This window comes from Kandleria vitulina DSM 20405, assembly GCF_000702065.1.
Lineage (GTDB): Bacteria > Bacillota_I > Bacilli_A > Erysipelotrichales > Coprobacillaceae > Kandleria > Kandleria vitulina.
In genome coordinates, this window is record NZ_JNKN01000004.1 from 1 (window position 1) to 25,841 (window position 25,841).

The following is a 25,841-nucleotide window of genomic DNA, read 5'->3' on the forward strand; positions in this document are numbered from 1 at the left end:
ATTCCTGTTTACAATGCTGATAATCCAAGAGAATATCAGTTTAGCGGCAAAAGAATACACAGAGGGCAATATAAAACCGCAAGCGGGAAAATAATCAATGCGGATGTTAATGGCGCATTGAACATCATGCGTAAAAGTAGCGTTGTGGATGTTAACATCCTATACGGTAGAGGCGAAGTGGACACGCCTGTAAGAATAAGGATTGCCTGACTTGTCGGGTGGAAACTTAAATATCAAACTTCTTAAATAGAACCGTCAGGTTCTTAGAAGCCACCTACCTTTAGGTGGGTGGTAGTTCACGTAATAGGGAATTATTTGATAGAGAAATCAAGAAGGAAGTAAAACATCAATATGTGACATAATATTTGAAACTAGGTAAAATTATGATATAATTATTAAAGAATATTTAAGGAGGAACCTTCATGGACAAAGTAAGAAAGTGGTTTTTTGAAGACGAATATGAAGATTTTGATGATTTCGATGAAGAAATGGTAGAAGACGAAGAAGAAGAAAATAAAACAAGTCTTTTTGAAAAAGCAAAATCTGCACGTACAAGTGAAGTTGTCAATAAATTAAATGCCAATAAAGACAGCAACCTCGTTCTTTTTGAACCAAGATCATATAGTGAAACACAGGACATCGCTTTATATTTAAAACAGAAGAAAGCTGCTGTTGTAAATTTACATCGTTTACAGAAAGAACAGTCTAAGAGAGTTATTGATTTCTTAAGCGGAGTAATTTACGCTATTGACGGAGATATTCAGCAGATTGGTCCAAAGATTTTCTTATGTACACCAAAGAATATTGCGGTTAGCGGCAATATTTCACTTGATGACGAAGAAGTCTCAAATAACTAAAGTATTAGCTGATTTATGCTAATACTTTCCTTTTTATGTTAGAACATTTCAAGGGAGACGAGGAATTTGTTCGTAAAGTACTAGATTATAAAACACAGGCTGTCGATAAATATAAGATAGTACTGACAAAGTTCCTCGATCCACATCTTCAGAATGTTGTGAAATCAGTAATTGGTGCTGATGCTGCAGTATATGAAGAAGGTGGATTTATAAACTGTGAAAACAAAAGACTAATTATCTGTCCATCTTTTTATGAGATTGAACCAGATGATTTCAAGATTAAGGTTTTTAGGGTTGAATATCCTGAAAAGTTTGGTGTATTGGAACATAAGGATGTCCTTGGGGCATTGATGAATCTTGGACTTGAAAGAGAATGCATTGGGGATATATGCAAGAACCCATTAGCTTTTAGCTGCGCAAGTGAGAATGCGGAGTATATTAGGCAAAATCTTAAGAAGATAAAAAGATTTACAGTTAATCTTGTAGAAGAAGATTTTTCTATAGCCATAGAAAACACGTTTAGAAAAAAAGAGTTTGTAGTTTCAAGCTTAAGACTCGATAAAATAATAAGTGCATTGTTTCATCTTTCAAGGCAAAAAGCCGCTGATGCCATTAGAGCTGGAGAGGTGAAAGTCAACCACAAAAATATTGAACTTATCGACTATTTATGTAATAATAGCGATATAATCTCGTTTAGAAGACATGGGCGAGTTAAACTTGTTGTTACAGATCGTGTAACAAGACAAAATAATCAAGTTGTAGAAGGATTATTTTATTTGTGAGAGGTGAGAAAAGAGTGGCTTATAGCAAACAATTTAGGGGATATAATATTGATGAAGTCAATGAAGACATTGAAAGCTTAACAACTGAACTTGAAGAAAAAGAACATGAAATCGATGATCTTCATAAACAGATTGAAGCGCTCAAAGAAGAAAATAATAAACTGATTTCACAAAATACTATTACCGAGAAAACAAATGAAGAAATTGCCAGACTTGCCTTGAAAGAGGCTAGTGATCTGATTACTAAAGCAAAGAAAAATGCGAATATGATTCTTAAGGAATCTATGGAATATGTCAGAGGTCTTGATAAAGAAGTGAATGGTTTCAAGGATGATGCCATTGATTTCCGTGCTGAAGTTGTAAACTTAAGCAAAGAATTGATTGATACTATTGACAAATCAGAAATTTTTAGTTTAATTAAGGAAGAAGAAAATACGAAGACAGAGACAGGTCTTGAATAGAGCTTACAGAGAAGCCGTGGTTGGTGAAAACGGTGAAGTGACTATTTTAGACGAATCACTCTTGAGTAGCCTCCTGAGTAGTTAGGGAGAGCCGTTGATCGCGTTAAGATTTTAAGCGCATATCTTTTGATATGAATAAAGGTGGTACCGCGTTAAGAACGTCCTTTTCTAGAAAAGGACTTTTTTATTTATAAGAAGGAGAAGGAAAATGGATTACAAGAACACATTATTAATGCCAAAGACTGACTTTGAAATGCGTGGTAAATTGCCAACTAAAGAACCTAAGTATGTTCAAAGATGGCAAGATACAAACATGTATGAAAAAGTTGTTAAAATGAACGAAGGAAAAGAACACTTTGTGTTCCATGATGGCCCTCCTTATGCAAATGGAAATATGCATGTTGGTCATATGCTTAATAAGATTATTAAGGATATTATCTTAAGACATAAAGGAATGGAAGGATACTATGTTCCTTATATTCCAGGTTGGGATACACATGGTCTTCCAATTGAAAATGCTATTCAGAAATTAGGGGTAGATCGTAAATCTATGTCTACTGCTGCATTTAGAGAAAAATGTTATGAATATGCATTAAAACAGGTAGAAAAGCAGATGGAACAGTGTTACCGTGTTGGTACATTTGCTGACTACAAGCATCCATATTTAACTTTAAATAAAGAATTTGAAGCAAGACAGATCGAAGTATTTGGAAAGATGGCTTTAGATGGATTAATTTTTAAAGGATTAAAGCCAGTTTACTGGTCTCCATCTTCAGAATCAGCTTTAGCTGAAGCAGAAGTTGAATATCATGATGTTAAATCTCCAACTATCTATGTTAAATTTAAAGTTAAAGATTCTAAGGGATTATTAGAAGGAGATGATAACTATTTCGTTATCTGGACAACTACTCCTTGGACAATTCCTGCTAACTTAGCAATCTGCTTAAACCCAGATTATACTTATGCATTAGTTAAGTCTGAAAAGGGTAATTTGATTGTTCTTGAAGAATTAGTAGATAGTCTTTGGGAAACATTCAAGTTAGAAGAAAAAGAAGTACTTAAGACATTTACTGGTAAAGAATTAGAATACATGACATGTGTTCACCCACTTTATCCTGAAAGAGAATCATTGGTTATCAATGGTGATCATGTAACAACTGAATCAGGTACTGGATGTGTTCATACAGCTTCTGGTTTCGGGGAAGACGATTTTAATATCTGTAAGAAATATAATCTTCCAGTTTACGTCAATGTTGATGCACATGGTCGTATGATGGAAGACTGTGGTGAATGGCTTGCTGGTCAGTATGTAGATGATGCCAACAAGACAGTTACTATGAAATTGGATGAATTAGGAATGTTATTAAACTTAACATTCATTACACATAGTTATCCTCATGATTGGAGAACTAAGAAACCTATTATCTTTAGAGCAACTGATCAGTGGTTCTGTTCAATTGATAAAATCAGAGATAAGTTATTAGATGAAATCGACAACAAGGTTGAATGGTTAAATGAATGGGGTCAGGTAAGAATCCATAACATGATCAGAGATCGTCAGGACTGGTGTATTTCTAGACAGAGAACTTGGGGTGTACCAATTCCTATCTTCTATTGTGAAGATGGTACGCCAATCATGGAAAAAGAAGTCTTTGATCATATCTCAGAATTATTCAGAGAATATGGTTCAAACGTTTGGTTTGAAAGAGATGAAAAAGACTTATTACCTGAAGGCTACACAAATGAACATTCTCCAAATGGTATCTTCAAGAAAGAAAAAGATATCATGGATGTATGGTTCGATTCAGGATCATCACATACAGGTGTGTTAATTGAAAGAGGATTAGGATATCCAGCTGATCTTTATTTTGAAGGATCTGACCAGTATAGAGGCTGGTTCAACTCTTCATTAATTGTTGGAACAGCTGCTCATGGACAGGCTCCATATAAGACAGTTCTTTCTCATGGTTTCGTATTAGATGGCAAGGGAAATAAGATGTCTAAATCTTTAGGTAACACAGTTGATCCAGTTAAGGTTGTTAACCAATATGGTGCAGATATCCTTAGATTATGGGCTGCATCAGTAGATTATCAGTCAGATGTACGTATCTCTAAAGAAATCATGAAAGGTATCTCTGATAACTATAGAAAAATCAGAAATACAATGCGTTTCTTATTAGGTAACTTAAATGACTTCACATCAGCTGATGTTGTAGCTATTAAGGATTTAGAAGAAGTAGATCAGTTCATGCTTGCTAAATTAAATGAATTGATGAAAGACTATAAAGTTGCAATGGATCATTACAACTTTGCAGATGCTGTACAGTCTATCACAAACTACTTCACTAACTTATTAAGTTCTTATTACATGGACTTCACTAAAGATGTGCTTTACTGTAATAAGTTCAATGATACAAGAAGAAGACAGATTCAGACTGTTCTTTATCATCATGCTAAGACAATGATGAAATTAATTTCACCAATCCTTGTCTTTACTGCAGAAGAACTTCATGATCATTGGAACTGTGATGATCACAAGGAAGAATCTATCTTCCTAGAAGCAGCACCTACTTTATTTGAAGTAGAAAACGAAGAAGCAATCGTAGAAAAATTCACTCGTTTCTTAGCTCTTAGAGATGATGTTATGAAAGCATTAGAAACATTAAGAGCTGATAAGATTATCAAGTCTAACATGGAAGCTAAAGTGACAATTGCTCTTAAAGATGAATATAAGGATCTAGTATCTTTACAGGATTCTATGAAACAGTTCTTCATCGTTGCTCGTGTTGTATTGACTGTAGATACTGAAGGCTTAGATGAATATGAAACTTCATTTGTTAAAGCTGAAAAATTTGCTGGTACACAGTGTCCAAGATGCTGGAACTACTATGAAGAAGATGAATTAGTAGATGGATTATGTCCACGTTGTGCTGAAGCAATGAAATAATGTTGAAAGCAGCTATTCTTTATGAATGGCTGCTTTTTATGTTATATTAAATAAAATAAATAATCTATTAAGATAGGGATGGTAATACGATGAAACAATATATTGTTGATGCATTTACAAATAAACCTTTTTCAGGAAATCCTGCAGCCGTTTGTGTGATGAAGTGCTGGCCTGATGAAGTGTTTATGAAGAAATTGGCCAGGGAAAATAATCTTTCAGAGACAGCTTTTATTGTGAGGGAATCAGAGGGGTATCATCTTAGATGGTTTACACCAGAAACAGAAGTTGAGCTTTGTGGCCATGCCACATTGGCATCTTCTTTTGTGATCTTAAATTATTATGAGAAAGAAAGCAGTGAAGTACGTTTTAATACTTTGAGTGGTGAACTGATTGTTCGTCGTAAGGGTGATCTTTTTGAAATGGATTTTCCTACCTATGAGTTGAAGAGTATCCCAGTGAATGATGAGATGGAAGCTGCTTTTGGAGTTAGACCGATTAAGGCTGTACTTGGACTTGACCTGGTTTGTGTATTTGAAAATGAAGATATCATAAGAACCATGAAACCTGATTTCCAATTGCTTATGAAACTTGAAGGGAGAATTCAGAATGTGACAGCTGCTGGTCGCGAGGTCGATTGTGTATCGAGAAGTTTTGCACCTAAACTCGGGATAGCTGAAGATCCGGTCTGTGGGTCGGCACATTGCCAGATTGCAGATTATTGGGCAAGACAATTGGACAAGAAGGAAATTGATGCTTATCAGGCTTCAAAGCGTGGGGGATTTCTTCACTGCGAACTGTTTGGTAATGGCAGAATAGCGATCAGCGGAGAAGCGAGTGTTGTGGCTGTATCTGAAATTTTGGCAAAGATGTAGTGTATTTTTAATTATATACAAAAAAGTGGCTTACCATTTAAGTATGGAGAAAATTACTATTTTATGATATAGTAATTTTTAGGGTGTTAAGCCACTTTTTTATTAATAAAAGGGGAACAAAAAAGAGAATCACATTTAAGGAGATAGTGAACATGAAATATAAATTTATTGGGCTATTCACATCGTTGCTGATGGTGGTGGGATGTATCATTCCTGTAAATGCCAAAGTGAATGTGAATACAAATAATCTATATTCGGAATATGCGTATGTTTATGATAATACGGGCGATAAGGTGCTCTATGATCATAAGGGAGAGGAGCGCATGTTTCCAGCATCAATGACAAAGGTACTTACAGTCTATTCTGCTTGTAAGCGAATAAAAGATATCAATGAATCAGTCACAATTGATCAGGAAGATGTAGCTCATGTCTATGAGCAGGATGCTTCTAGTGCTGGCTTTGTCGCTGGAGAAAAACTGACATATAAGGATCTGTTATATGGTGCGCTATATCCATCGGGAGCGGATGCATGCTGGGCGCTTGGAAGATTAATTGCTGGTTCTGAAAAGAATTTTGTCAAATTGATGAATCAGGATGCTAAGGCACTTGGCATGAAGGATTCTCATTTTGTTACTTCTACAGGGTTGCATGATGATAAGCATTATACAACATGTAAAGATATTTCTATGCTTTTGAAAGCAGCACTTCAAAATAAGATCTTCAGAAGTATCTTTACAGGAGATAATTACTATACGACAACAGATAAGCGTATTCGTATGATGAATACGTTGACACGTACAAGAGTCAAGGCTCACGCTGCTGCGCGATCTGAACTTTTAGGAGCTAAGAGCGGTTATACAAGCATCGCTGGACATTGTCTTGTGTCATTGGCTAAGGTTAATGGTCATGAGATCATCACAACTACTGCTAAGGCGTTCTCTACAAAATTTGGAGTTGCCCGTTTCTCTGCAGGTTGCGCTGTTCTTGATCATAATGTACTCGTTGGCAATGTGAAAGATCAGACTAAGAATGTCAAGATCATGAAAAAGAATGAACTTGTTAATACAATAAAAATCCGTTTTGGTGAAATCACATCATATAAGATTAAGACAAGTCGTGATGTAAGTCTGTTATTGGATAAGAATTTTGCTGGTGCGGTTAAGGTTTCCTTTAAAGGAAAGAATGTATTACAGGCACCAGTCAATAAGGGCGATGTTCTTGGCAAGATCATTGTTTCTTCTGATGGGCAGACATTATATAGTGAAACAGTAAAAGCTGATCGTACTATTCTCTTTGATTATAAGACATTATTCATTTATGTCCTCAAACGTGTACTTGTCGTCTTGGCTATACTTATTGTACTTGCAATATTATTAAGAATAAGAAATCATAAAAGAAAGAAAAAATATCAAAAATATAGAGAGAGGAGAAAAGGAGCGTAGTTGATACTACCTCCTTTTATAGAAATTATGGAATTATTACGTAATGGACAGATTCTATTGTGTATCGTGTTGGCATTTATTATGCTTACATATGAACTTATAAAAAGAAAGATCCCCAAGATTTATATCTATCCACTGTTTTTATTTGATAGCATACTGACATGTGCAAGTGTATATGTATTCTTATCCTTCTTTTCAAAACAGTTTATGGCTAGTGCCTTCATCTTATCGGGAGTTGTTCTTTTAGCAGGTTTTATAGGATTTATTTATGCGATCATGAAGAAGAAAAAGAATCCCTATCTGCTTTTATCATGGAGTATATTGTTATTTATTGAATTAGCAGGACTTTCTTATGTACCTATGTCCATCTATTCGTTATCATTGCTTCGTCTTGCAGGGGTAATGATTGCTAGTTATGGGTATTATGCTTATTTCAAGTCTGAAGAACGCGATGTTCGTCAATTGTTAATTCTTACAATCATATATGCATTAGTCTATTTATTAATGCTTTATCTATAGAAAAGTCCCTAAAGGGGACTTTTCATTTACCCTCGTTTCAAAATGTCTTATAATGATATTATTGAAGGAGGAAAACTTATGTGGTTTGAAGAAACAGTGTTTTATCAGATGTATACTTTAAATATGGTGGGAGCACCTTCATCTAATGATGGATTAGAAGAGGGAGAACATCGTATCTTAAAGCTCAATACTTTCGCCCCTTATCTTGAAAAGCTTGGTATCAAGGGTGTCTATCTTAATCCACTTTGTTCAAGTGATCGACATGGATATGATACTCGTGATTATAAATTGTTGGATGAACGTCTTGGAACAAATGAAGATTTTAAGGCCGTTGTAGAAAACTATCATAAACACGGTATTCGTGTAGTGTTGGATGGCGTTTTTAATCATGTCGGAAGAGGGTTCTTTGCCTTTAAGGATGTGCTTGAACATCGTGAAAACAGTCGTTATAAAGACTGGTTCCACATTGATTTTAATGGCAATTCAGCTTATGGTGATAACCTTTATTATGAAGGATGGGAAGGTCATTATGAATTAGTTAAGCTTAATCTTGATAATCCTGAAGTACAGGATTATATCAAAGATGTCATTCATTATTGGATTACTTATTATGATATAGATGGCATCAGACTTGATGTTGCTTATTTATTGCCAAGATGGTTTATGGGCATGATTTCAGATTATGCACGTTCTCTTAAAGATGATTTCTTTATGCTAGGAGAAGTGCTAGGTGATAATGCTGGGGACATGTTTACAGAAGGTAAGCTTGACAGCATTACTGACTATCCTGGATATAAGGGATTATGGTCTTCATTTAATTCATTGAATATGTTTGAAATTGCGCATACATTAAAGAGAAATATGTTTGAGATGTATCGCGGATACTCATTATGGACATTCCTAGATAATCACGATGTTGATCGTATTGCCTCTAAGCTAGAAGATGCACGAAAGATTCCATTAGCATTTGGTTTGCAGCTTGCAATTCCTGGTATTCCTTGTATCTACTATGGCTCTGAATGGGGCATTGAAGGAAAGAAGATTCCAGGTCAGCCTGATGATGATCTGAGACCGGCTATTGATGAGCCTGTTTCTAATGAATTAAGTGAAACAATTGCTAAAATGATTGCTGTTAGAAGTACGCATCCTGCTTTACAGAAGGGGACTTTTAAAGAGCTTCTATTAACGAATAAGCAGTATGTGTTTGAAAGAGAGGCAGAAGGAGAACGTATCATTGTCGCATTGAATATTGATGATGCACCTTTCACTGCACATTTCAATGCTAACAGCGGTACTGGAAAAGATCTTCTGACTGGAGATATTCATGATTTTGGTGCTGGTAGTGAACTTCCACCATTAAGTATTTCATACTGGTTAACTGAACATTAAGAGTCAAGGCCCGTAATCGGGTCTTGATTTTTTTTTAATATATATGTTACCATGTCCTAACTGGAGGTTAATATGGTACAAAAAGGTATATTCTACATTATTATTTCTTCCGTTTTATTTGGCATGATGCCACTGCTTGCTAGGATTGCTTACTCACATAATAGTAATGCCTATATGGTTGCTTTTCTTCGTTTTGCATTTGGTAGTCTTTTTCTTTTATTATGGGGAAGAAAGAAACTGTTTGTCATAAAAAGAAATGAACTATATACTTTTATGAAACTTAGTGTACCTTATGCATTGACACCGATATTCTTATATTTATCTTATAACTACATTGATGGTGGTACTGCAACAACATTGCATTTTACTTATCCGATCATTGTCATGTTAATGATGTTTCTTATTAAAAAGACAATAACAATTAGACAGCTGATATGCGCTAGTTTAGCTGGTGGGGGACTTGTCCTGCTTTATTCTCCTTCTTCTCATTCTTCATTATTAGGAAATGGTATAGCAATCTTTTCAGGATTTATCTACGCTATTTACATTGTTATGTTAGGAAGAAGCCATTTGAAGCATCTGTCTTCGCTTGTCACTGCCTTCTGGGTTTCCTTGTTTTCTGCTATTGAGATTGGAGGCATTGCCTTTATGCAAGGTCAATTTACTTTATCTTTTAATCTAGAAGGTTGGCTTGTACAGATTCTTATGGGACTTCTTGCGACTACATTGGCATTGATGCTCTTTCAGAAAGGACTTCTTCTTTGTGGAGAAATCAAGGCGTCTATGTTTAGTACCTTTGAACCTATTACCGGTTTATTGATTGGGGCGTTTTTCCAAGGTGAAGTACTATCTTTAGTAGAAATGTGTGGTATTTTGCTGATATTGCTTTCGGTCATTGTTTTAGTAATGCCTTTGCCTCAATATATAAGAAAGAGTGCTTAATTCTTATGGAAATAAGCGCTCTTTTTATTTTAAATATGATAATATCTAGTTTTTAATACTAGATAAATTGACATTGATATGCTTATATGATACCTTATTGATGGGGTGATAAATATGAAACGTACAAAACTACTCGATCGTGAATTGCCTTTCTATACGAGAGGTGAGGAAATTTTTAATATGGTAACGCATATCGTTGGTGCAGTGTTTGCTATCGGCGTGCTTGTCCTTTGTCTTGTGAAGTCAGCACTATATGGGGATGGCTATGGCATTGCTTCAAGTCTTGTCTATGGTATCTCTATGATTCTTCTTTATACAATGAGTTCCATCTATCATGGCCTTTCACCAAATCTCAAGATTGCTAAACGCGTTTTTCAGATCATGGACCATTGTTCAATCTTTGTACTGATTGCAGGAACTTATACACCAGTACTTCTTTGTGCTATTCGTTTGGCTTCACCAATGTGGGCCTGGATTCTTTTTGGAATCGTCTGGTCAGTAACGGTGCTAGGCATTACGTTAAATTCCATTGATATTAAAAGTTTCGAAAAATTTAGTATGGCATGTTATCTGATATTAGGATGGTGTATTGTCTTTAAGTTTAATCTTCTTCCTTCAACAGTAGGAATGAACGGTATTTATCTATTGGTACTAGGTGGTCTTTCTTATACTATTGGTACGGTGTTCTACAAGATGAGAAAGAAGTACATGCACAGCATCTGGCATCTATGGATTTTGCTTGGATCTTTACTTCATTTCTTATGTATTATTCTATATGTTCTTTAAACTCGATTCATTGAATTGAGTTTTTTCGTTTTTATAGGTATAATATGGCAGTGAAAGGAATGTCATAATGAAGAAAAGAATATTATTGATACACGCCACACTGCTCGTTCTTGTATTGGCGTTAGATCTTTATACCAAAAGTTTTATTCAGCATGCGATGAAACAAGGAGAAAGCCATGTACTCATCAAGAATTTTTTCTCGATAACTTATGTTAAGAATACTGGAGCAGCATGGGGAATTTTTTCTGGGCATACAGAAATCTTCTATCCTATCACTCTTATTGCCGCAATCGCTATTATCTATTATTTCGTAAAAAGCAAAAGTGCTCTTTCTCGTTGGGGACTTACACTTGTTTTTGCGGGATTGTTAGGCAACCTGTTTGATCGTGTGACATTGTTTTACGTAAGAGATTTCCTGGATTTCATTATTTTCGGATATGACTTTCCAGTATTCAATGTAGCCGATATGGGGGTTGTCATTGGTATGGGATGTCTCTTGCTGGAGATTATTATTGAGGAGTTTAAATTATGGAAATACAAACAATCAAAACAAGTCTAGAAGAAGTAAAGACGCGTCTAGATAAGGTTCTTATGTCCCATCTTGAAGATGTTTCTCGTACGAATGTACAGAACTGGATCAAGAATGGTAATGTGCTAGTCAATGGTGAAGCTGTTAAGGCTAGCTACAAGATTGAAGAAGGGGATGTTATTGAAGTTACTATCCCTGATCCTGTAGATACTGAAATCAAGGCTGAAGATATTCCATTGGATATTGTTTATGAAGACCATGATGTAATCGTGGTAAATAAGCCATCTGGAATGATTGTTCATCCTTCTGCAGGAATCTATAGCGGAACTTTAGTCAATGCACTTTTATATCATTGCAAAGATTTATCTGGCATCAATGGTGTCAATAGACCAGGTATTGTGCATCGTATTGACAAGGAGACAAGTGGTCTTTTGATGGTTGCTAAAAATGATGCTTCACATCAGGAATTATCTGCTCAGCTTCAGGAACATAGCGTGACAAGACGTTACGTGGCATTGGTTCATGGTGTCATCAACCATAACAAGGGACGTATTGTAGCACCAATTGGACGTGATCCAAAAGATCGTCAGAGCATGTGTGTTACTGCACATAACTCTAAGGATGCTATTACAAACTTTAGAGTACTTGAACGTTTTGATGATATGACGCTTGTAGAGTGCCGTCTTGAAACAGGACGTACACATCAGATTCGTGTACATATGCAATATATTGGTCATCCTGTCTATGGTGATCCAAAATATGGCTATCGTCATGATGATCAGAGTCATGGTCAGTTCTTGCATGCCAAGATTTTAGGTTTTACACATCCAATTACTAAAGAAGAACTTTATTTTGAAAGTGAATTACCTGATTATTTTAAAGAAAAAATCAATGAATTAAGAGGTGGAGGATATGAGTCATAGAATTATCAGCTGGGATGAATATTTCATGGGAGTAGCCAAGCTCTCTGCATATCGATCAAAAGATCCTAATACTCAGGTAGGAGCTTGCATTGTCAATGAAGACAACCGTATTGTCGGTGTCGGCTACAATGGTTTGCCTCGTGGCTGTGAAGATGATCTTTTTCCATGGGAAAGCAGAGAAGGGCATCTCTACGATACGAAATATCCTTATGTTGTTCATGCTGAACTTAATGCTATTCTAAACTCTATTCAAAAGCTAAAGGGATGCCGCATCTATGTGTCACTTTTCCCTTGTCATGAATGTACAAAAGCAATCATTCAAAGTGGAATCAAGGAAATCATCTATGAAGATGATAAATACAGCGGCAGTGAAAGTGACCGTGCTGCTAAGCGTATGTTAGAAGTAGCGCATGTCACTTATCGCAAGATTGATAAATTTGATGTTAAAATATAAAAGAAAACACCTATGCTTTGCGCATAGGTGTTATTTGTTTTCAAGAATTGCTTTTACTCGTTTAGTATTGGCAAAGTTCTGTTTAACAACTTTAGTCAGAATCTTTTCTCCATATTTGTTGGCAATCTGAGCAACAATCTGATCAACGTTTGTACCGCTTCCTCTTTCAAGAGGGATCTTAAGACTATTTGCCATACTTGCAAAATATTGAAGATAGGCATATCTAGAAATAATCTCTGCAGCCAGCACTGCAGCATATTTACAATCAGCATCTGTTTCAAACATAAGATCCTTAACAACGATGACTTCATTCTTTAAATAATTGAAGTATGTCTTAGGAGAAACAAATTGATTGATAACCTTAAACTCAACATTAGTTTTAGCTTTCTGTAATACATTAACAATGGACTGGTTAAAGAGACGGGATCTAATATTAGCTTGATTAATACCACTCTTGATCATTTTATTATAATGAGAATTATCTAAAACAAGTAATGAAGAGATAATATGCCCCTTGATTGTTTTTGCATAGTCGATGATTTCTTGATTTGATAAGGCGTTTACATCATCAATACCGAAATCATTAATAGTCTTAACATATTCCTGAGGAACATAACATGCAACTACGCATAATGGTCCGATATAATCTGCCGATCCGGTTTCTGCAGCGCCAATATGATGGACTTGACAAAGAGCATCGGAATTTTTTGCTTTTTCAATTCTTTGAGCAATCTTCTTGTTCCATCGTTTTGCTTCATGAATTGCATTCTGGCCTGTAAAAGTTGCGTTCAACTGATCATCAACCGCAATCTCACAGCCAATTGCCTGGGCATTTAAGAGTATGTGTTCATCCGCGTTCGAAATCATCTGACTATCATAATATTTATTCATTTTTTTTAAAGTACTTTTTGTTATTCCGAAACATATTGGTTCCACACAATCTCACCTCAACAATAATTCTAGCACAAATTTTCATTTTTTGACAGTATAAATTTAGTTTGATATAATAATTTCTGGTGATAAAGATATGAATAGATTAAGTACATCTTATATTGTAGATTTTTGTATTTTATTAGTATTTATTGTTGCAGTAATAAGAGGGTATAGACAGGGTTTCTTCGCAAGATTATATGATTTTATCAGTACAATTCTTGTTCTCATCCTGTCCTTTATTTTATCTGGAACATTGAGTGAAAAGGTGGCATTGTATAAAGGAGAAGCTAATCTTATTTTTTCATTTACTACGCCTGTCATCAATCGTATTGTCTGGTTCTTTATATTATTGCTGATTCTTTTTATCCTAAAAAAGATTATTGGTGGCGTCTTAAAACCATTCTTTAAGAAATTAGGAGAAAAGTTTACAATCACAAAAGTAACGAGTGGCATTATTGGAGCAGCCTTAAGTTTTGTAAAGACATTTGTGCTTGCTTATCTTGTATTGACATCATTGTTTGCTTTTTCTTCTTATAAGGATGTTTTAAACAATACGATGCTTGCTAAGGGGATTGTAGAAATATATCCGCTTTACAAACAAGATTTCGAAGGATATGTGCGTCATCTTGTAGAAAAGAACACACATTCTTTCATTGATCAATATAAAAAATAGAAAGTGAAGTTTTATGAAAGATAATTATGAAACATTAGAATATCCTGTTATTCTTGATCTTTTAAAGTCTTACTGCGTCAGCGAAGATGCGAAACTCAGAGTAAAAGATTTAAGAATGTATGAGGATCATGCTGAACTTAAGGAAGAACTTGAAAGAGTGCAAGAGGCGATGTTGGTACATCGTCTTTTAGGTCGTCTTCCTTTATCACATACACGAAATATTACTATGGCTTTAAAGAAAGCTGAAATGGATGGGACACTTTCAAGTGAAGAGTTATGGGATGTCTTCCTGGTACTTCGCAATGTGAGATCTCTCCATAGCTATTTCTCATCTTATGAGGATGAGTATGTCTATTTAAGAGATTTAGTAGAAGGTCTTCATGGTGATGATCATTTAGCAGATGAAATAGAACGCTGTATTGAACCTGATTTAAGCATCAGTGATCATGCAAGTCCTGAACTTTATCGTATTAGAAGACAGATACATTCATTAAATGATCGTATTCGTAAACAGATGGAAAGCTATCTTAAAGATAATAAAGATGTCTTAAGCATGGATAATCTGACTACGAAAAACAATCATCTCGTTTTGCCAGTCAAGGCGAATCAGAGTCATCAGTTTAAAGGTATTGTACATGCGACAAGTGCAACAGGGCAGACACATTTCATTGAACCTGAACGTGTTGTGGCAATGAACAATGAATTAAATGTATTAAAGAGTGATGAACAGGAAGAAATCCATCGTATTCTTTATTCTCTTTCACGTTATGTAAGAAGAGTAAAGATTCATCTTTCCTATGATCAGGAGATTATGAACACATTGGATTTCATCTTTGCAAAAGCACGCTTTGGTGTGGAATATGATTGTGTTAAACCAGAAGTTGGCAGTGCGACTTTAATGCTTAAGGGCGCACGTCATCCGCTTATCGATCAAGAGAAAGTTGTTGCCAATGATATCATCTTGGACAATCAGATGCTGATGATTACAGGTTCAAATACCGGTGGTAAGACAGTTACATTAAAGACAGCAGGTCTTTTATCATTAATGGCACTATCAGGTATGATGGTTCCTTGTATAGATGCACAAGTTCCGTTCTATGATGAAGTCTATGTGGATGTTGGCGATGAACAGTCCATAGAACAGTCGTTATCGACATATTCTTCTCATATGAAACGTCTTATTGAAATCACAAGACAGGCTGGTTCCCATTCACTTGTTCTTATTGATGAAATTGGTTCAGGTACCGATCCAAGAGAAGGGGCAGCATTAGCTAAGGCAATTATTTCAGCGCTTCTTAAGAAAGGCTGTACAATTCTTATCAGTACCCATTATGGAGAATTGAAGACATTTGGAGAACTTCATCCTGATATTGATCTTGCCTCTGTAGGCTTTGATCTAGAAAGTATGAAACCGACTTATAAGTTGAAGCTTCATACATTAGGGTTAAGCTACGCATTTGAAATTGCACAGTCATTAGGTCTTGACGAAGATATTATTCAGGAAGGTCAACGCTATAAGGAAGAATCTATCAGCAAAGAAGAACGTCTGATGGAAGATCTTCAAAAGCGAGAAAGTGCTATTAAAGAAAAAGAAGAACAGCTATTAAAAGATGAAGAAGAAACTAAGCTTCTTCTTGATAAATATGAAAGACAATTGGCAGGTGCTAAAAAAGAGAAGGAACAGATTCTCAAGAAGGCTAGAGATGATGCCAATAAAGTATTAGATGAATCTAAAGCTATGATTGATGAAGTGGTTAAGGAACTTCGTCAAAAAGGAACACTCAAGGATCATGAAGTTATTGCAGCTAAACATGATCTAGAAGAGCTTAAGTTCAAAGAAAAGAAGAAAGAAAAAGTACAAACGCATGTCTTTGCAATCGGTGATCAGGTACGTGTGGATTCAATGAACAGAGAAGGGGAAGTTGTCCGTATTGGCAAGAATGGAGAAGTGACTGTCTCCTTAAGTGGATTGCCTATCAAGATTAAGAATACGGAACTTACTTATCTTCACGGCAAAAAGAAGCCAGTAAAGAAGAAAGCTTCTACAAGAACACATGTGAAAAAGACAGGTTCATATGAAGTAAACGTTATTGGCATGCGCTATAATGAAGCGATGGAAACCGTGGATAAATTTATTGATGATGCTCTTATGCTCGGTTATCCTTCTATTCGTATCATTCACGGTATGGGTACTGGTGCATTAAGAAAAGGTGTTAGACAATTATTAAAACGAAAATCATTTGTGGATCATTTTACTGATGGTGGACTTAATGAGGGTGGATTAGGTGCTACGCTGGTACATTTTAAATAATGAATCCTAATATCGATTATATTAAGAAGAAACTCGCTTTATTGCCGCTTTCTCCTGGTTGTTATCTTATGAAAGACAAGAAGGGAAAAGTCATCTATGTTGGAAAAGCAAAGAAACTAAAGAACAGGGTTTCTTCTTATTTTACAGGGGTACATAATTACAAGACGACCAAACTGGTTGAACACATTCATGACTTTGATTACATTGTCACTGAAAGTGAAAAAGAAGCACTGCTTCTAGAAATCAATCTTATTAAAGATTATGCTCCTGAATATAACATCATGTTTATGGATAATACATATTATCCATATATCAAGCTCACAAATGAGAAACACCCTCGTTTAATGATTGTACGAAATGCAAAGGATAAAAAAGCTAAACATTTTGGACCTTACCCTGATGCCACTGCAGCTAGAAATACTTATAAATTATTGCAGCGACTTTATCCATTAAGAAAATGCAAGCATATTCCTAGTGAGCCGTGTCTTTATTATTCATTAGGACAATGTCTTGCACCTTGCATCAATGAGGTTACCGATGAAATGAATGATGCTTTACGTAAAGAAGTCATTGATTTTATGCAGGGTCATGTAGAAGACAAGATCAATGAATTAACTGAAAAGATGACTGTCGCAAGTGAAGCACTGAAGTTTGAACAGGCTCTTGAATACCGTAATCTGATAGAGTCAATCAAGTATGTCCTAAGTTCACAAAATGTCATGATGAACGATCACAAGGATCGAGATATTCTTGGCTACTATGTCAATAAGGGGTATTTGAGTGTAAATCTATTCTTTATGAGAGAAGGCAAACTGCTTTCTAGAGAGTTTGATCTTGTTCCTGCAAGTGAAGATATACAAGAAGATCTGATTCGTTTTCTTGTTACATATTATCAATCCAATAATCTTCCTAAAGAGTTACTGTTGCCAAGTGAAATGGATATTTCTTTAGTACAAGATATTCTTGAATGCAAGATTCTTCAGCCTCAGAGAGGAAATAAGAAGAAACTTGTAGAGATGGCTAATAAGAATGCTAAGGAAACATTGGATAAGAAGTTTATTTTAAAAGAACGCAATGAAGAAAAGACTATTCGTGCTGTTGAAGAGCTAGGACGTCTGTTAAATATCAATACGCCACATATGATTGAGCTTTACGATAACTCCAATATCCAGGGAGCCTATGCGGTTGCTGGGATGGTTGTCTTTAGAGATGGATTGCCATCTAAGAAAGACTATCGTAAATTCAAGATCAAGACAGTGGAAGGTGCAGATGACTACAAGTCCATGAAAGAAGTTATCTATCGTCGTTATTACCGCAATCTTATGGAAGGCAAGGAAATGGCGGATATGATCATTGTCGATGGGGGCATTGGTCAGATTCATGCGGCCAAGGAAGTTATTGATGCCTTGCATGTCCCCGTCACAATTTGTGGACTCCAGAAAGATGATAAACATTCTACTGCCATGCTGATTGATGAAAATGGCACACGTGTTCCTATTGACCGCAAAAGTCAGTTGTTCTTCCTGTTAACGAGAATGCAGGATGAAGTCCATCGTTATGCGATTACTTTCCATAGACAGGTGAGATCTAAATCATTATTTACATCAATTCTAGATCAGGTAGAAGGTATCGGAGAAGTTCGTCGAAAGAAACTGCTCAATCGTTTCAAGAGTGTCAAGAAAATGAGAGAAGCAACACTCGCACAGCTTGAAGAAGTTGTTCCAACTCAAGTCGCAAAGTCTCTTTATGATGTATTGCATCAAGAGGAAGACATTGAAAAATGATAAAGGTGCTATATAATAAAGTAGGTGATTTCATGAAAAAAACATTTCAGACAAGTTTGCTTTTTATTTTTATCATTGCTTTATTTATAGGCGCCTTTTTTACAATCAATCGGAAGTATGACCGTTTTTATCGTGTAAAAGGCATTGATAATGATAAGAGAGCGATAATTGAACAGTATTTATCTGAAAGTGAACAGAATTACCTGGTTCAAAATCAGATTCCGCTTACTGCTTTTTTTGATTATGTAGAATATGATCAGTTTGATCTAAGAAACTATCGTATTTATAATCTTCTGAAAGATACAGGTAGATACAATGACAATAATACTTTATTGACAATAGGAAATGATCTTCAAAAAAAGATAGCTAAAAATTTTAGTTCTAATAATTATGCGATTGCGCAGACGCTGATTGAAGATGATTTGGAATATGGCTATATAAACAATGATGATTTCAATAGTGAAGATATCAATCTATATGCTTTATTAAGACCGCTATATGGCAACGATGATGCTTCGTATGTAGATGATCTTAACAATTATAAAGAGGCTCTTACAAAACGTGGTCTTAATGAAAGTGATATTGTTTCATTTATGACTGATGTTGTTTCAGTCTATAAGAAAAACAGTCTTAAGCAGCTGATGACACAGGCAGAAAATACAGGCATGACATTAATAAGAAAGCCTAATGCACTTTCTATGTATCTTAATGCATCACGCTATATTGGTTCCTATGTACCAGATGATCTTGTGCTAATTCAGGATATCAAGCGTTATAGATATGCCATGTATCTTCGCTCTGATGCGTATAAAAAGCTTACAGAAATGTGCAAAGCTGATAAGACTATCAACAGTCGTCTGGTTATTTATAAAGCTTATACAAAATATGCAAGTCTCTCAGATGAAGAGAAGGGGCACAGTGAATATCAGCTGGGATTGACGCTGTCATTTACTGATCGCTATGTTGATTATGGAAGCTTTGATGAAACCAAAGTTTCATCATGGCTAAAAGAGAATGCCTATAAATATGGTTTTGTATTGCGTTATCCAAGTGAGCACGCTGATAAGACAGGGCATGCTTATGATGCGCATGTTTATCGTTTTGTAGGAGTGAAGCTTGCTAAAAAGCTTCATGAACAAAATAAGGTACTTGAGAATTACCAAGAGGAAAGTGAGGAGTAGTTATGAAAAAAATAGTCGTCATGTCTGATAATCATGGTGATGATTACGCTATGGAATGGATCAGGGAGTTAGAAAGTGATGCTGATTACTATGTTCATTGTGGAGATAGCGAAACAAGTGATAAAAGATTTTTAAATGGCTATATTTGTGTACAGGGCAATAATGACTGGACACTTGATCTTCCTCGCTTTGCGAAGTTCAAGGCTGAAGGATTGACATTCCTTGTGACACATGGTCAGTTCTATGGCTATTTTAAAAGAGAAAACTTGATGATGGTCGATCTTAAGAAATATAGATGTGATGTCATGTTGTCAGGACATTCTCATATTCCTCACTATGCCAAGATTGGTGATTATCAATTCTTGAATCCAGGTTCTACTACATTGCCTAGAGGCGGTTCTGCCCGTGGGTATGCTGTGATTTATGTAGATGGAAAAAATCTTTCTTATGAATTCAAAGAACTTTAAAAAAGTTCTTGCATTATGATGGCGCCTATGTTATATTATGTGAGCAGTCCGGGAAGGACATAAGAAGTCTACTTAGCTCAGCTGGATAGAGCACACGCCTTCTAAGCGTGCGGTCGGGGGTTCGAATCCCTCAGTGGACGCCATCTGAAAGCTACACCCTTCGGGGTGTTTTTTTCTTTTTGTAATATTATAGAGGAGAGCGGGTATTACTTTACATTGAGTGTGTTGTTACGCTTGATCTATTAAATTAGGCATACTTAAAGTAGAATATATTTTTGACAAAATATTTACAATTTCTACTTGCAATGTAGATGCGGTGGTGTTATTATATGTGAGCAGTCCGGGAAGGACGTAAGAAGTCTACTTAGCTCAGCTGGATAGAGCACACGCCTTCTAAGCGTGCGGTCGGGGGTTCGAATCCCTCAGTGGACGCCATCTGAAAGCTACACCCTTCGGGGTGTTTTTTTCTTTTTGTAATATTATAGAGGAGAGCGGGTATTACTTTACATTGAGTGTGTTGTTACGCTTGATCTATTAAATTAGGCATACTTAAAGTAGAATATATTTTTGACAAAATATTTACAATTTCTACTTGCAATGTAGATGCGGTGGTGTTATTATATGTGAGCAGTCCGGGAAGGACGTAAGAAGTCTACTTAGCTCAGCTGGATAGAGCACACGCCTTCTAAGCGTGCGGTCGGGGGTTCGAATCCCTCAGTGGACGCCATCTGAAATATACACCCTTCGGGGTGTTTTTTTCTTATATGTAAAAAGCGTTCAATCATAAGATTGAACGTACTTTTTTATTGAATGAGAAGATATAGATGAGTGTGACTATTTCACTTAAGCCATTGATGCAGGCAAATGTACATAGGATGATTGTCATTAGGCTTATATAGACCATAAATCTTTTGATCAGCTCAATGCATAATGGCATCATCTTGTTTTTAAGAAGATTGAGTATGCTTATCTGCAATAAGAAGATAATGACAATTGGAAATAAAGATGTATAGACATGAATGCGTGAGGCAAGATCCGCATTGTCTTTATAGATGATAAGTGATGATATACTTAAGGAGAGGGCACATAGTAATGAAATAAGAAGAAAAGTTTTCTTATGAGATACGATCTTTAGAAAGCTTAACTGCTGGTAGAATAAATACAATGCGATGAGGCATGTATAGATGAGGACAATAAGATGATACTTAGGTGAAGCTGATACAGAAGAGATATTCTTGAATAAAAGGCTCTGCCTTGAGGCAATGTAGATTGTCAATAATATAAAGATGTAATCCATGCGTTACTCCTTTCATTGTGATTTTACTATAAAAAGATGTAAACGGGAAGACTGTCTAGAAATTCATGAAACCCATAGGCTTAATACATTGAGATAAAGCTAAAATGTGCTATAATGTGTAAAAAGAAATTACATGAGAAAGGATTATTAGATGAAAGATATAATAAAGTTTTTGGCGTTAGGAGGACAGGCTGAAAACGGAAAAAGCAATTATTGTATTGAAATCAACGATAAGATTTTTATTGTAGATTCAGGTTTCCGTTTTCCAGACTCAGATAAATTGGGAGTTGATGTCATTATTCCTAGCTTTGAATATCTAGTTGAAAATAAAGAGAAGATTGCGGCAATCATAATTACGCATGGCCATGATGATGTAATGGCCAGTCTTCCATATTTGTTGAGGGATATTCATGATGTACCTGTATATGCTCCAAATCTTACTGCTGATTTAATTGAAGAAATGATTGGCCGTTATGAAAGGCATAATAGAGTAAAACTTAACATGGATTTGCGTCGTGTTAAGAGAGATGCAACTATCAAGATCAAAGGTGTTGAGGTTGCGTTCTTCCCAGTGACACATTCCATTCCTGGGAGTGTTGGCGTTGCTTTCTGGACAGATGCTGGCTATATTGTCTATGCGTCAGAATTCATTATTGATTTTGGTGCACCATTGGAATTTAGCTGCAATCTGCAGAAGATGATGGAAATCGGGAAACGTGGTGTCTTGGCGCTTCTTGTTGAGTCATCTTATGCAAATAGATCAGGATATACTTCACCTAAGCATAAGTTGACTGATAAGATTGAACATATTTTTGAAGATGCAAAGGGACGCATCATCATTACGTCTTATGCTCAAAATATTTTCAGAACAAGAGAAATTGTTGAATTGACTAAGAAGTATGGTCGTAAGATTGTCTTTTATGGACGTGATAAATATGATCCTACCAACAGTATCTTAAGACTTGAGAAGAAGAGTCATAAGACTGGTATCAAGGTTGATCGTAAGGTGCTTGGCAAGAAGGAAAACATTGGCAAGTTCCCTAGAGATAATGGATATGTTATCTTGTTATCGGGCAGACCTCAGTCAATCTATAGTGATATTGATGATATTCTTGATGGTGGAGATGATCTTCTTAAGATAAGAAAGGGAGATACTTTCATTGTTGCTTCACCAGTTCTTCCTGGTACTGAAAAGATTGCTACGAGAGCAAGAAATAATCTTTATCGTACTGAAGCTAATGTGGAAATTCTTAAGAGCAAGGAACTGTTATCAATGCATGCTTCTGAAGAAGATATCAAGGTTGTTATTCAGATCTTTAAGCCTAAGTACTATATTCCAATCAAGGGTGATTATCGTGCCTTTGTCAACAATGCGATGGTTGCAAGGGATATGATGATTGATGAAGATAATATTATCATTGCTGATAATGGTGAAACTCTTACTTTTAAAGGTGGAGAATTACAGAGCGGCAGAGGAAAAGTTGAAGTCAATGATGTCATGATTGACGGTAGCGGTATTGGTGATGTAGGAGCCAAGGTTATCGATGATCGTATTCAGCTTTCTAATGATGGTGTTGTCGTAGTTGGTGTCACTATTGATAAGAAGACAAAGAAAATCATTGCACAGACTGACTGTCAGACACGTGGTTTTGTCTACTTGAAGGATGCAAGCTATGTGATCAGAGAAGTCGTCAACATCTGTGAAAAGGCTGTTGCTACTTTAGAAAATGAACCTGAAACGGATATTCAGGATATTAGAAACATGATGCGTGAACAGAGCATGCGTTATATTGTAAAAGAAACAGGCAAGAAACCAGTATTTATTGGGGTCGTTGTTGAAGTTTAAAATAGAAGATGTGGGATGATCCACATCTTCTATTCATTTGGTTTTATTATAGAAGGGGGAAAATCATGGCTGCGAAAAAGAAAACGAATGCACGTAGAAAGTCGAATAAGAAAAAGACGACAAAGAAAAAAGCTCAGCCGATGTTGTCTGCATCATTAAAGCTGAGACTGACAGCTTTGATTTTAGGATTTTTAACAGTTGTTGCTTATTTGAAGCTAGGCATTATTGGTGTGCTTTTGCATAGTGTTTTTGCCTTTTTCTTTGGCAATGTACTTATTACGACAGCGTATATTCTGATACTTTTGATATTGCTTTATCTTTTGATAAATGCTCGTCTTCCTAAGATGAGTTCTCCTGAGGCGGTAGGAATCATGATGATTTTCTTTTCCTCATTGATGATTTCTTGTTATGGCAAGAATGATCAGGGAATAAAGCTTATTATGACTTATCTTCAATCAGGTCATTATATTCGAGGAGGCTTTATCGGTTATATCTTCTATGGTATTTTCTCAGCTCTTTTTGCACCGACTGGTGCTTTATGGGCTGGTATTCTCTTTATTATGATTGGTCTTGTTCTTTCTACTTTAAAGCTGTTTTTTAAGTATAAGGAATATAGCGAAAGAGAAAGTGAGATTATGGAGGAGGAAGAGGAAGAAAGTGCTCCTGGCAAGTTCTTTGATTTTCTTCATCGTGAAAAGAAGGAACGTGTCCTTTTCCCGGATCAGGCTTTTGAGGAGAAAGAAGAGAAGCCAGTTAAGGAATCAGTTATGGATGCCTTTATTTTTGATGAGGAAGAGGAAGAAAAACCAGCATTGGAATTTGATGAGCCTTCAATGAGACTTGATATTAAAGATGATGTCAAGAAAGAAGAAAAGCCGATTATTCATAATGAGCCCGTCAAGACAAAGAAGGGCGATTATCAGCTTCCTTCTTATAAGCTTTTAAATCCTGTCAAGAATCAAAAGCAGGGCAATGATGAAATGCGTAATGCCAAGATTGTCGGTAAAAATCTAGAGGAATTGCTTAAACAGTTTGGCGTTAATGTTCACGTAGAAGATCTGATGATTGGTCCTACTGTCACAAAGTATGAGCTAAAGCTTGAAATTGGAACACGTGTCAATAAGATTCTTTCATTGCAGGATGATATCCAGTTGGCTTTAGCAGCCAAGGATATTCGTATTGAAGCACCGATTCCAGGTAAGCCATATGTTGGTATTGAAGTACCAAACAAGAATGCGGCGATGGTGCCTTATAATGAAATATTCCAGCAGTCCATGCATGACAAGAGCTGGGAAAACAAGACAGCTGTACCGTTAGGAAAAGATGTTTCTGGACAGCTTATCGTAGCGGAATTAAATAAGCTTCCTCATTTGCTTGTTGCTGGGGCAACAGGTTCAGGGAAGTCGGTATGTGTAAACTCAATTATCACATCCATTCTTATGAAGGCGACACCTGATGAAGTTAAGCTAATTCTTGTCGATCCAAAGAAAGTAGAACTTTCTAACTACAATGGAGTGCCTCATCTTTTAGCACCGGTTGTCACTGATCCAAAGAAAGCAGCAGGGGTTCTTCAGGAAGTTGTTTCTGAGATGGAAAGACGTTATGAAGTGTTTGCGGCAAACAATAAGAGAAATATGGCAAGCTATAATAAGTTTGCCAAGGAACAAAATGAAGCCAATGGCGATGATGCTATGGAGGTTATGCCTTATATCATTGTAATCTTGGATGAGGTGGCAGATCTTATGATGGTTGCCAGCAAGACGGTTGAAGACTGTATCATGCGTATTTCACAGATGGCGCGTGCTGCTGGTATTCATATGATTGTTGCAACACAGCGTCCTTCTACTGATATTATTACTGGTGTTATCAAGGCTAACATTCCTTCAAGAATTGCTTTTGCGGTTTCTTCTAGTATCGATTCACGTACTATTCTTGATACAAGCGGTGCCGAAAAACTTTTAGGAAAAGGGGATATGCTCTTTTCTCCTATGGGTTCTTCATCACCGATTCGAGTACAAGGTGCTTTTGTGGATGATGCAGAAGTGGCTAGAGTTGTTGATTTTGTATCTAACCAGATGGAAGCTGATTATGATGACAAGTATGTCAATGCTAAAGAGGCATCCAATGGTTCTAGCGGCAGTGAGTCCGGTGATGATCTTGATGAAGAATATGAAGAATGTCGTGCTTTTGTTATTCAGATGCAAAAGGCAAGTACGTCTCTTCTTCAAAGAAAATTCAGAATTGGTTATAATAAAGCAGCAAGAATTATTGATGAACTTGAGGCTAACGGAGTCATTGGTCCACAGATGGGATCTAAGCCTAGAGAGGTTTATATTAAGAGTTATAGTGAAGAAGATGAAAATTAATTTCATCTTCTTTTTCCGCTTTATTCGATAATTTTTTATAGATTTTTTTAAATGGTAAAAAAATACTCTTTTAAATCTAA

General features: G+C 36.0%; 23 protein-coding genes, 3 tRNA genes and 1 other annotated feature. Of the genes, 24 read left to right on the forward strand and 2 right to left on the reverse strand.

Features of this window, described 5'->3' with window-relative positions; genetic code table 11:
• The 14 genes from T513_RS0101030 to T513_RS0101095 all read left to right on the forward strand — a co-directional run.
• Positions 1 to 210, forward strand: a 210-nt coding sequence (locus T513_RS0101030) for a transposase (protein ID WP_202961733.1), incomplete at its 5' end; no start/stop codon positions are given.
• Between the two features lie 212 nt (positions 211 to 422).
• Entirely contained in the window at positions 423 to 857 is a 435-nt protein-coding gene (locus T513_RS0101035) for a cell division protein SepF (RefSeq protein ID WP_029071179.1), read from the forward strand.
• Between the two features lie 35 nt (positions 858 to 892).
• Complete coding sequence (locus T513_RS0101040) at positions 893 to 1,639, forward strand: YlmH family RNA-binding protein (protein ID WP_029071180.1); 747 nt, start codon at positions 893 to 895, stop codon at positions 1,637 to 1,639.
• 14 nt (positions 1,640 to 1,653) lie between these two features.
• Positions 1,654 to 2,100: a DivIVA domain-containing protein gene (locus T513_RS0101045; protein ID WP_029071181.1), complete on the forward strand. Its 447-nt coding sequence runs from the start codon at positions 1,654 to 1,656 to the stop codon at positions 2,098 to 2,100.
• Positions 2,068 to 2,269: a binding site (T-box leader), on the forward strand. It overlaps the preceding gene by 33 nt.
• 39 nt (positions 2,270 to 2,308) lie before the next feature.
• The gene (gene ileS / locus T513_RS0101050) at positions 2,309 to 5,047 is read left to right on the forward strand and encodes an isoleucine--tRNA ligase (RefSeq protein ID WP_031588563.1); all 2,739 of its coding nucleotides are present in this window, start codon (positions 2,309 to 2,311) and stop codon (positions 5,045 to 5,047) included.
• Positions 5,048 to 5,136: 89 nt separating this feature from the next.
• Positions 5,137 to 5,919 carry a PhzF family phenazine biosynthesis protein gene (locus tag T513_RS0101055; protein WP_031588564.1) on the forward strand — a complete coding sequence of 261 codons (783 nt, stop codon included), beginning with the start codon at positions 5,137 to 5,139 and terminating at the stop codon, positions 5,917 to 5,919.
• Positions 5,920 to 6,071: 152 nt separating this feature from the next.
• A complete protein-coding gene (locus T513_RS11610) occupies positions 6,072 to 7,361 on the forward strand; it encodes a D-alanyl-D-alanine carboxypeptidase family protein (RefSeq protein WP_051654339.1) in 1,290 nt (429 codons plus the stop codon).
• Positions 7,362 to 7,880: a hypothetical protein gene (locus T513_RS0101065; RefSeq protein WP_143452133.1), complete on the forward strand. Its 519-nt coding sequence runs from the start codon at positions 7,362 to 7,364 to the stop codon at positions 7,878 to 7,880.
• 78 nt (positions 7,881 to 7,958) lie between these two features.
• Entirely contained in the window at positions 7,959 to 9,269 is a 1,311-nt protein-coding gene (locus T513_RS0101070; protein WP_031588568.1) for an alpha-amylase family glycosyl hydrolase, read from the forward strand.
• A gap of 72 nt (positions 9,270 to 9,341) precedes the next feature.
• On the forward strand, positions 9,342 to 10,211 hold the full coding sequence (locus T513_RS0101075) for a DMT family transporter (protein WP_031588569.1): 870 nt from the start codon (positions 9,342 to 9,344) through the stop codon (positions 10,209 to 10,211).
• Positions 10,212 to 10,325: 114 nt separating this feature from the next.
• The gene (gene trhA / locus T513_RS0101080) at positions 10,326 to 10,997 is read left to right on the forward strand and encodes a PAQR family membrane homeostasis protein TrhA (protein ID WP_031588570.1); all 672 of its coding nucleotides are present in this window, start codon (positions 10,326 to 10,328) and stop codon (positions 10,995 to 10,997) included.
• A gap of 67 nt (positions 10,998 to 11,064) precedes the next feature.
• A complete protein-coding gene (lspA, locus tag T513_RS0101085; RefSeq protein ID WP_029071188.1) occupies positions 11,065 to 11,556 on the forward strand; it encodes a signal peptidase II in 492 nt (163 codons plus the stop codon).
• Positions 11,526 to 12,449, forward strand: a complete 924-nt coding sequence (locus T513_RS0101090) for an RluA family pseudouridine synthase (RefSeq protein ID WP_031588571.1) — start codon at positions 11,526 to 11,528, stop codon at positions 12,447 to 12,449. The genes lspA and T513_RS0101090 overlap by 31 nt, the downstream gene beginning before the upstream one ends.
• Positions 12,439 to 12,903, forward strand: a complete 465-nt coding sequence (locus T513_RS0101095) for a deoxycytidylate deaminase (RefSeq protein ID WP_029071190.1) — start codon at positions 12,439 to 12,441, stop codon at positions 12,901 to 12,903. The genes T513_RS0101090 and T513_RS0101095 overlap by 11 nt, the downstream gene beginning before the upstream one ends.
• Positions 12,904 to 12,933: 30 nt before the next feature.
• Here T513_RS0101095 and T513_RS0101100 read toward each other — a convergent pair whose 3' ends face one another.
• Entirely contained in the window at positions 12,934 to 13,839 is a 906-nt protein-coding gene (locus T513_RS0101100) for a ribonuclease HIII (protein WP_029073076.1), read from the reverse strand.
• Between the two features lie 91 nt (positions 13,840 to 13,930).
• On the opposite strand from T513_RS0101100, the gene T513_RS0101105 reads away from it, so the two are divergent.
• The 8 genes from T513_RS0101105 (at position 13,931) to T513_RS0101140 (ending at position 20,979) form a co-directional block, all read left to right on the forward strand.
• Entirely contained in the window at positions 13,931 to 14,509 is a 579-nt protein-coding gene (locus tag T513_RS0101105) for a CvpA family protein (protein ID WP_031588572.1), read from the forward strand.
• Positions 14,510 to 14,522: 13 nt separating this feature from the next.
• On the forward strand, positions 14,523 to 16,820 hold the full coding sequence (locus T513_RS0101110; RefSeq protein ID WP_031588573.1) for an endonuclease MutS2: 2,298 nt from the start codon (positions 14,523 to 14,525) through the stop codon (positions 16,818 to 16,820).
• The gene (uvrC, locus tag T513_RS0101115) at positions 16,820 to 18,604 is read left to right on the forward strand and encodes an excinuclease ABC subunit UvrC (RefSeq protein ID WP_029071194.1); all 1,785 of its coding nucleotides are present in this window, start codon (positions 16,820 to 16,822) and stop codon (positions 18,602 to 18,604) included. The genes T513_RS0101110 and uvrC overlap by 1 nt, the downstream gene beginning before the upstream one ends.
• A gap of 32 nt (positions 18,605 to 18,636) precedes the next feature.
• Positions 18,637 to 19,785 carry a M15 family metallopeptidase gene (locus T513_RS11615; protein WP_162176410.1) on the forward strand — a complete coding sequence of 383 codons (1,149 nt, stop codon included), beginning with the start codon at positions 18,637 to 18,639 and terminating at the stop codon, positions 19,783 to 19,785.
• A gap of 2 nt (positions 19,786 to 19,787) precedes the next feature.
• Entirely contained in the window at positions 19,788 to 20,252 is a 465-nt protein-coding gene (locus tag T513_RS0101125; RefSeq protein WP_029071195.1) for a metallophosphoesterase family protein, read from the forward strand.
• A gap of 66 nt (positions 20,253 to 20,318) precedes the next feature.
• Positions 20,319 to 20,395, forward strand: a tRNA-Arg gene (locus tag T513_RS0101130).
• Positions 20,396 to 20,610: 215 nt separating this feature from the next.
• Positions 20,611 to 20,687, forward strand: a tRNA-Arg gene (locus tag T513_RS0101135).
• Positions 20,688 to 20,902: 215 nt separating this feature from the next.
• A tRNA-Arg gene (locus tag T513_RS0101140) sits at positions 20,903 to 20,979 on the forward strand.
• A gap of 54 nt (positions 20,980 to 21,033) precedes the next feature.
• Here T513_RS0101140 and T513_RS0101145 read toward each other — a convergent pair.
• Positions 21,034 to 21,549 (reverse strand): hypothetical protein, encoded by a 516-nt coding sequence (locus T513_RS0101145; RefSeq protein ID WP_029070755.1) that lies wholly within the window; start codon positions 21,547 to 21,549, stop codon positions 21,034 to 21,036.
• A gap of 151 nt (positions 21,550 to 21,700) precedes the next feature.
• Here T513_RS0101145 and T513_RS0101150 point away from each other — a divergent pair, with 151 nt between their 5' ends.
• A complete protein-coding gene (locus T513_RS0101150) occupies positions 21,701 to 23,395 on the forward strand; it encodes a ribonuclease J (protein ID WP_029070756.1) in 1,695 nt (564 codons plus the stop codon).
• Positions 23,396 to 23,460: 65 nt separating this feature from the next.
• On the forward strand, positions 23,461 to 25,761 hold the full coding sequence (locus tag T513_RS0101155; RefSeq protein ID WP_031588576.1) for a DNA translocase FtsK: 2,301 nt from the start codon (positions 23,461 to 23,463) through the stop codon (positions 25,759 to 25,761).
• The last annotated feature ends 80 nt before the right edge of the window (positions 25,762 to 25,841 follow it).